The 3,490-nt window shown below is 40.1% G+C and carries 3 protein-coding genes; 2 read left to right on the forward strand and 1 reads right to left on the reverse strand.

The features are described from left to right. Positions 1-219 precede the first annotated feature (219 nt). Positions 220-1,416 (reverse strand): aminotransferase-like domain-containing protein, encoded by a 1,197-nt coding sequence (locus EKM65_RS11020; protein WP_125608454.1) that lies wholly within the window; start codon positions 1,414-1,416, stop codon positions 220-222. Between the two features lie 177 nt (positions 1,417-1,593). On the opposite strand from EKM65_RS11020, the gene EKM65_RS11025 reads away from it, so the two are divergent. Next, entirely contained in the window at positions 1,594-2,502 is a 909-nt protein-coding gene (locus EKM65_RS11025) for a LysR family transcriptional regulator (protein WP_125608456.1), read from the forward strand. Positions 2,503-2,597: 95 nt separating this feature from the next. Further along, positions 2,598-3,236, forward strand: a complete 639-nt coding sequence (locus EKM65_RS11030; RefSeq protein ID WP_125608458.1) for an LVIS_2131 family protein — start codon at positions 2,598-2,600, stop codon at positions 3,234-3,236. The last annotated feature ends 254 nt before the right edge of the window (positions 3,237-3,490 follow it).

Genomic DNA, 3,490 nt, shown 5'->3' on the forward strand with positions numbered 1-3,490 from the left:
ACCGCCGTATACGGAACCGTACGTACGGTGGTGTGAGAGGTCGGTAATTGAATTAATCAATTACCTCCTACTCGATTATTTGAGACAAATCGGGCTTTGATTTGGCTCAAATCAATACTCGCAGCGTTCCACCAGCGCATTTCCCGCAGGCACGAAGAACCCCAATCATAACAGTTTTAGTTTCCGCTGTTTTAATCAGCAATGCTCCCGCGTTAGTAGTTATTGAACTTTGGCTTTCAATAATTCTTCGCGTAAAACGTTGCTTAAGCGATGGATACCGTCATCAATTGTTACCTCGTCTGGGGCAGCGTAGCTGATGCGGGCACCATTAAGAACGGATTTGCTGGCGTAGAGATTAACTGAAGGCACGTATAAAATATGTTCCTTTGGTGCCATTCGTTGCCGCAAAATAGTGTCGAAATTCAAACTTGCAGGTCCTTTAAGCCACAGAAAGAAACCACCGTCAGGATGAGAATACTCAAAACCTGCTGGTAAATATTTATTCAGTGCCGTCATCATCCAATTGCGTTTTTGTTTGTAATCAGCGCGTAAATTTGCTAAATGTTTGTTGAAGTCATTGTGTTCTAAATAATCATAAACAACTTGCTGGGTTAATTCAGGTGATTCCAAATCGGTCCCGTCTTTTAAGTAACGAATTTGAATTAACAATTCTTTGTTAGCCAATAACCAGCCTAAGCGTAATCCTGGCGCCAGGATTTTTGAAAAGCTTCCTAAAGAAATGACGAGACCTTCTGTATCTAACGATTTCAACGAGGGCAAGGTTTCACCATTAAAACGTAAATAATGATAAGGGTCGTCTTCCAGAATAATGACGTGATAATGATTAGCTAGTTCAATTAACCGTTGCCGCTTTTCTAAGGACATGACAATACCGGTTGGGTTTTGAAAATTGGGAATGACATAAATAAACTTGATTTTTTTCGTTAACAGAACTTTCTGTAATTGATTTAAATCAGGGCCATCGTCGTTCATCGTTAATTCCGAATAAGTGGGTTCATAAGCCGCAAAAGCAGCTAAAGCGCCAGTGTAAGTTGGTGCTTCTACCACGATATTGTCGCCTTTGTTCAACAAAAGTTTTGCGACTAAATCTAATCCTTGCTGGGCACCTTGCGTTAAGATAATTTGATCGGTGTTAACCCTGTAGTTCTCTTGATTTAACTGGGTTGCTAGTTTTTCTCGTAACGGCAAATAACCTTTAGCATTATGATATTGGAGCGCATTTAAACCGTTATGCAGTAAAACACGTTGATAACTTTCAGTAATGGCTTGACTGGGGAATTGTTCGGGATCAGGTAATCCACCGGCAAACGAAACTGTATCGCCAGTAATGTCAGGAATAAGATCTTCTAAACCAGTTTGACTTGTCATTTTAGTACGTGTTGCTAACTGATTCATGATAATCCTCCATTCTTTTCTCAATAATTTTATGATAAACTAAAACCAAAGATTAGTAAAATTCAACTTATTCAATCAAAAATGAATTTTGCTCAATCAACCGCCGCTATTTTTGGTTAATTAGAGTTTAGAAGTTAGTTTAACAAGTTGTCGTGACGATTTTGTGGAGGAAATACTATGGCAATGTTTCAATACGAAGTTTTTGCAAAGGTGGTTGAATACGAGACCTTTTATCAAGCGGCTCAAGCGTTAAATGTAACGCCGAGTGCGGTCAGCCATTCGATTACACAGTTTGAAAATGAATTAGGTTTTCCACTCTTCATTCGCAATCATACTGGGGTGACTTTAACACCAGATGGCGAAACAATCTTCCCAATTGTGCAGTCAATCCTTAATACGGAATCGCGCTTGCGTCAAGTTGCTGATAGCATTCAGGGGGTTAATACGGGTTCAATTCGCATCGGCGGCTTCAGTAGTGTTTGTATTAATTGGTTGCCGCCAATTATTCATTCGTTTCGCAAGAAGTATCCTAATATTGAAATTAGTATTGTTCAGGGTACTTTTCGCGAAATCGATGAAATGGTTCAGCAAGGGCAGATTGATATTGGCTTCTCAGCGTTGCCAGTAGCAAGCAATTTAATGGTTGTGCCATTGATTAAAGATCCAATTTATTGTGTGGCTCCGTTGAATTTTATGCCCAAGGACAAGAAACACGTCACTTTAGAAGATATCGGGAAACGACATTTCATTTTGCAAAAGATTGATTATGAGGGTGGGACTAAACAAGCGCTGGACCGTTATAACGTGACGCCCAATTCGATCTCTTATTCAATCGATGATCAATCAATCTTGGCCATGGTAGCCAGTGACTTGGGTTTAGGGGTATTGCCAGAATTGGCCTTGCAAAAATTGACCGGCGATGTACAAGTTTTTCCGTTTTCGGAATCATTTGATCGTACAATTTGTCTAGTAACGAATAAGATTCAAGCACAAGCGCCATCAACGCAACGAATGGTTCGCGAAATTGATCAATATTTGGCTAAAGCATATGGCGATCAATACTTAGCAAGTTTAGCAAACAATTAGTATAATCGCGCTAATCATTAAGATTGATGGAAATTTAAGGCAGGAATGTTAATAATAAGTTATAATTTGGCTATAGAAGTGTGGGAGGATTTTGTATGAATTCAGCATGGAATTGGATCGGCCTAGTCGCTTGGTTCATCGTATTCGTCTTTTTAATTTTTATTGTTCAAAATATTCGGCATCGGCATATTAAGATGATTATTATGTCGAAGCGCACGTTTAGCTTGTCAACAATGCTGCTTGACTTGTTACTGGTTGCCATTTTTCTCGGTGGTTTAAGTTTCATGAGCTATCAGAGTTTCTTTAGACATGGTGACGTTACTGATCACAAGATGGTCGCAGTTAAATATGCCACCACACCGCTAGTGTTGCAAACTAACGGTGCTAATGGTTATTTCGTGACGGTTGAGCAGGGCAAGGGACGGATGCCAATTCAAACTTATACTTACTGGACTGAAGGTAATATGTATCAAGTTAAGAGCATTCACGCTAGTATCGCGACGGGAAATGAGCCAATTTCAATCGGGGCAAAAGTTTATCGCATGCCGAATAAGCTGATTAAAAAGGCGGATCAAGATTATCGACAAGCATTCGTTGCGACAGCTCGGGCGACTTACAAGCCTAATTTCTGGAACGGTCTGGGAATGCGTGTCGGCAAAAACGCCATTGATTACACTATGATTCGCGTTCCATCTAGTACTTTTGTTAGCAAGAAAGTTTCTGGGACAGATTAAGACACTACATCGCCGTTACGAATCTAGTGTGCTAAATCCTAAAACTGTTGTGTCGCGCTTCTTCGCGCTTACGCAAAGGTTGCATATGAGGTGTGGTGAGTATCGTGAGGGAAAATAAATACTTGTCGCTGGAACGTGGTGGACACTGCTTGAAGCCAATTTTTGCAAAATTGTCTTCAAGACAGGTCTTGTTGTAAGTAATAAATTACTAACAACAATTTCACCACTGAGCGGTATTTATTTTCCCTCACTAA

It is taken from the genome of Lapidilactobacillus bayanensis (assembly GCF_003946695.1).
Classification (GTDB): Bacteria; Bacillota; Bacilli; order Lactobacillales; family Lactobacillaceae; genus Lapidilactobacillus; species Lapidilactobacillus bayanensis.